At 70.8% G+C, this 4583-nt stretch carries 5 protein-coding genes and 1 pseudogene; 4 read left to right on the plus strand and 2 right to left on the minus strand.

What is annotated here, in order from left to right; genetic code table 11:
• Positions 1–123: 123 nt before the first annotated feature.
• The gene (locus BFF77_RS30550; RefSeq protein WP_066956511.1) at positions 124–480 is read left to right on the plus strand and encodes a PRC-barrel domain-containing protein; all 357 of its coding nucleotides are present in this window, start codon (positions 124–126) and stop codon (positions 478–480) included.
• A gap of 66 nt (positions 481–546) precedes the next feature.
• On the opposite strand, the gene BFF77_RS30555 is transcribed toward BFF77_RS30550, so the two are convergent.
• A complete protein-coding gene (locus BFF77_RS30555; RefSeq protein ID WP_066956516.1) occupies positions 547–1365 on the minus strand; it encodes a lipase family protein in 819 nt (272 codons plus the stop codon).
• 277 nt (positions 1366–1642) lie between these two features.
• On the opposite strand from BFF77_RS30555, the gene BFF77_RS30560 reads away from it, so the two are divergent.
• Genes BFF77_RS30560 through BFF77_RS30570 form a run of 3 tightly spaced genes read left to right on the plus strand, consistent with a single transcriptional unit; the run spans position 1643 to position 4312 of the window.
• Positions 1643–2863 carry a hypothetical protein gene (locus BFF77_RS30560; RefSeq protein WP_066956519.1) on the plus strand — a complete coding sequence of 407 codons (1221 nt, stop codon included), beginning with the start codon at positions 1643–1645 and terminating at the stop codon, positions 2861–2863.
• Positions 2864–2889: 26 nt separating this feature from the next.
• Positions 2890–3543 (plus strand): DUF1796 family putative cysteine peptidase, encoded by a 654-nt coding sequence (locus tag BFF77_RS30565; protein ID WP_066956522.1) that lies wholly within the window; start codon positions 2890–2892, stop codon positions 3541–3543.
• A gap of 19 nt (positions 3544–3562) precedes the next feature.
• The gene (locus BFF77_RS30570) at positions 3563–4312 is read left to right on the plus strand and encodes a PIG-L deacetylase family protein (protein ID WP_066956524.1); all 750 of its coding nucleotides are present in this window, start codon (positions 3563–3565) and stop codon (positions 4310–4312) included.
• Between the two features lie 165 nt (positions 4313–4477).
• Here BFF77_RS30570 and BFF77_RS37350 read toward each other — a convergent pair.
• Positions 4478–4583: pseudogene (locus BFF77_RS37350) on the minus strand (ribonuclease BN); the annotation flags it as partial.

Genomic DNA, 4583 nt, shown 5'->3' on the forward strand with positions numbered 1-4583 from the left:
GGTATTTCGCGGGGCGGGCGGAACAGGGCCTGGGGCGACTGCGGAACGGGCCCCCGGGCGGCTTGCTCTTTTCGCGGGATAATGACCGGGAGAGAGGGGATATCCGAAAAGAGGCGATCGCTCATGTTCGAAGCCGAGGACATCCGGGAGTGGCGGGGCCACGATGTGGTCGACGCCGACAAGAAGAAGATCGGCTCGCTCGAAGCCGTCTACGTCGACACCGCGACGGACGCCCCGTCCTTCGCCACCGTCACCGTCGGGCTGCCCACCAGGCGGCGTCTGGTCTTCGTCCCGCTGGGCGACGCCACGGTCGGTCCCGGCTATCTGAAGGTCACCTGGGACAGGAACCTCGCCAAGGAAGCCCCCTCCATCGACACCGACGGAGAACTGCTCGCCCAGGACGAACCGCAGGTCTTCTCGCACTACGGGCTGCCCTACGCGACCGGCGCGGCCGGTGAGCGCCGGCTCGCCCGCCGCTGAACCGGTCCGGTCCGCGGGCCCCGCCCGCCCGGCGGGCGGGGCCCGCGGAACGTCGGCGACCGCTCCTCAGACCAGGTTCTTCTCCAGGTTCGCGAGATAGGCGGGCATGAAGTGGTCGCGGATGCCGTCGGAGGCGGGCGCGAACAGATCGGCCGTACGGCCCGTCACCCGGTCCCTGAAGACATCGACGAACGGCAGCCGGTCATGGATCGTGCCGTGCGAGTCGAAGTACTTGACGGTGTCCACGTGCGTGAAGAGCGGCGCCGGCGGGACCTGCGGAACGATGTCGTTGTTGTTGACGAATCGGTACGTACGGTTCTTGAGGGCGGTGTTGTACGCGGCGGCGAGCAGCCGGTCACAGGTGCGGGGCTGGCCGTAGGTGTAGATGCCGTCGGCCAGGATCCTCGGCTCCTCGAAGTACAGCCGGGTGCCGGCGAGCATGGCGAGCGCGCCGCCGAGGCTGTGTCCGGTGAACCACACGGTCTGGTCGCGGGTGCGGAACTCCTCGACGGCGTCGCGTACGTCCGGGTAGACGGAGGCGAGCGCCTGGTGGAAGCCGTGGTGGACGAAACCCTTGTTGCTCGGCCCCGGCACGGGCGGGGTGTTGCCGTCGGTCAGCCAGTCGCGGATCTCATGGGGAGTCGTCCCGCGGAACGCGGTGATGATCATGCGGTCACTGGCGGCGGTGTACGCCTGGGTGTCGTCCAGCGGGAACGGCATCGCGTGGCGTGACTCGAAGTGCCGGAACCGGTCGAACCCCCATTCGGCCAAGGCGGCCCGGGTGACGGCCGGGTCGCGGTAGGCCAGCTCCGAGGCCTTGGCCAGCCAGTAGGCGTGCGACAGCTGGTAACCGGTCGTCTGATGGTCGATCGGGGCGAGTGGCATGGGAGAACCTCCGGGCTTATACGGGAATTCCATGTCAAGTCATATGATTTGCCACTTTCCCGACGCGCCGTGGAGTCACTTTCACCCACAAGGGCGGCGCACGGAAGCACTCACGGGATGGCCGAAATCAAGCGCTCGTCACATCGATTGGTCTGGACCACATACCCGGGCGCCCGCTAGGGTCCCTGCCAGCCGACATCCCGTCACGAGCCCTCCCCCGACCGGCCTCACCCCGTCCCGCTCCCTCCGTCGGCTCCGTACCGAGGACCGAAGTGCCGTGATCGATATCGTTGTCGTACTCCGGGCCGAGGACGCCGTCCTCGACTTCCTGTCCGTACTCACCGACGGCCGCGGCGGTGAGGTCAGGGTGATCCTCGGCGACCGCGCCGAGATGCTGACACTCGCCGCGGAAACCGATACGGCCGAGCGGCTCGCCCTGCTCGCGTCCCATGTCCGGCCCGTGACCGATGGCATCGCCGCACCGGGCCCGGAGGTCCTCGCCGGTCTGCTCTCCCGGGCCGGAGCCTGGCGCGACGGGCAGGAGGGGCCGTACGCCCACGACGGTCGCAGCCGGGAGACCGTCCGGATATGGACACACTCCCCGGCCGACACCCGGCGCAGCCGCGGACGGCTCGGGCGCGACACCGCCCTCGCCCACGCCGGCCGTCCCGGCGACGGACCCGAACTGCGCCACGCCGTCGGCTACTCGCCGTATCTCCAGTTCCTCAGCGATCTCGACCGTCCGCTGGCGCGGCACCTGATCGCCGCGAAGCTGGACTTCGTCAACCGCTCGTGCGGGCATCTGCTGGCCGAGCGGGATCCCGACTATGTCGTACAGACGCCGCACATCCCCGCCGCCGAGCGCTTCTTCGACGCGGACCCCGTCGAGCGTGAGCGGCTCTACGCCCTGATGGCCAGCCTGGACGAGGAGGCCGCGTCCGTCGTGGACCCCTGGGAGTTCGGCAGTTCGCCGTACGAGGAACGGCGGCTGGACGCCACCGCGGCCTGGGTAGGGGAACACTGTGCCGGGGCCGAGGGCCCTGTGGTGGAGGTGGGCGCCTGTGAGGGCGCGCTGACCCGTCGGCTCACCGCCGCGGGCTTCACCGTACGGGCCACCGAGCCCAATCCCGCGTTCAGGGACCGGCTCACCGCCGCGTTCGCCGGCTCCGGGACGGTCACCGTGGACGGCGCCGATCTGGCCGAACTGGCCAAGGAGGACGGCCCGCCGCGCGCCGCGGCCCATCTGCTGATCGAAATGCTCTACTACGGCCAGGATCTCGCGCTGCTCGACGGACTCGCCACGGACCGGGTGTTCGTCGCCCTCGAACCCGAGGCGCTCGTCTCCCGGCTGCGGCCCTGGCTCGAACACTCCACGCTCTGGCGCGCGGACGAGGAGACCGTGCTGGTGCCTGCGCAGGTCGAGACCGTCTGCGCGGGACGGGCCTATCTCAGCAAACGCGGCAGCGTGGGACTGCTGCTGCGGCGCACGGCCGGCTGACCGACCGACCTCCCGGGGGAGCAGACATGTACGACCGGCTCGTCGGTCTCGGCTACCACTGCGAATCCACGTATCAGATCCGCCGTATCACCGGCGACGACCGCGCGCACTTCTTCGACTGGCTCGATCTCGACTTCGAGTCCGTCGTGGAGACCATCGCCTGCGACTTCACCAACGTCCTGCGGCCCGGCATGGTCGAACCGTTCAGCGACGGGCTCTGCGCGCTGGACCGCGGCTCGGACATCCGCTTCTTCCACGACTTCCGCCCCTCCTCGGGCAGCACGCTCAGCGCTGAGGACGTCGACGGCCAACTCGGCTCCGTCCGGGTCAAGTTCGCCGCGCTCGCCGACCGCTGGCGCACGCTCACGGCTTCCTCGGCGCGGGTGCTGCACATCCATCACGACGCCTTCGACGAACTCGCCGCGGCCGATCTGCGCCGGCTGCGGCTGGTCATCGCGACGGCGCACCCGGAGCACCGTTTCGATCTGCTCTGGCTGCGCCGCACCCCGCCCCCGGACTCGGACAGGCTCGGCCCCGGCATCGGCTGGGGCACCGTGGCCGCCGCTCCCGGGCGGTGGCAGGGCGACGACGCGCAGTGGGACGCCGCCCTGCGCGACGTGCGGTTCGCGGGCGGTCCGCGGCCGGCGGCGCACCGCCGGCTCAGCAGTTCAGCACCATGACCGACAGGAGTACTCCCGTATGACCACGTCCCGGCCGACACCGGCCCCGCCCGCCACCGTGATCCTCTCCCCGCACTTCGACGACGCCGTGCTGTCCCTCGCGGGACTGATCCCGGTGCTCGACGCACCGGTCACCGTCGTCACCGTCCATGGCGGCGCGCCCTCCCCCGGCCATGACGTCTCGTGGTGGGACAGCACCTGCGGTTTCTCCTCGGCGGGCGAGGCGCATCACGCGCGGCGGGCGGAGGACGCGCGTGCCTGCGCGCTGCTCGGCGCGGAGTGTGTCCCGCTGGGACATCCGGACGGTCCCTACCAGGACGGGGGCGCGCTCGACGAGATCGACACCTTCCTCACGGCCCTCGCTCCCGAGACCCGGGTGCTGATCCCGCTGAGCACCAATCAGCCCGACCACGCGAAGGTGCGCGACCGGGCCCTGCGCGTACTCGCCGCTCTCGGCAGACCGCTGCCCCTCGTCTACGCCGATCTGCCGTACACCGGTCATCTGCCGGAGTGGGGCACCCCCGGGACGGACGCCGCGCTCGCCAAGGACGTCGATTTCGGGGTGTCCTACCAGGATCTCGACAGCCGTTTCGTCCTCCGGGTCGCGTACGAGCTGAATCTGTCCGACGAGCGGTGGGCGGCCAAGCGCTCGGCGGTGCAGTGCTACGCCTCACAGCTCGCGCCGCTCGCCGTCGACCACGGCAGTGTGCTGGCCCGTGGCGGTCCGCTGCGCGCCGAGCGGGTCTGGGCGCTGGAGGAGCGCGGATGACCGGAGGGCACCCCCATCCGGGGGCCCTGGACAGAGCGTGGCGCCCGCCGGGGTAGTAGACGACACATGACCCGAAAGCGTCTCGGTGCGGCCGAACACCGGCACCGGCTGGAGCGCGTGTACAGCAGGATCAGCACCTCGCCCGCCGGGCTCGCCTGGAGCCGCGGCCGCGGCGACCAGGACCAGCAGGGGCACCAGCGTCAGAAAGCCGAGCGCGGCGAAGCTCATGGCCCGGTGCATCAGCTCCATCCCGCGGCCGCGGCTCCAGGCG

Origin of the sequence: Streptomyces lushanensis, from assembly GCF_001700515.1 — a bacterium.
Classification (GTDB): domain Bacteria; phylum Actinomycetota; class Actinomycetes; order Streptomycetales; family Streptomycetaceae; genus Streptomyces; species Streptomyces lushanensis.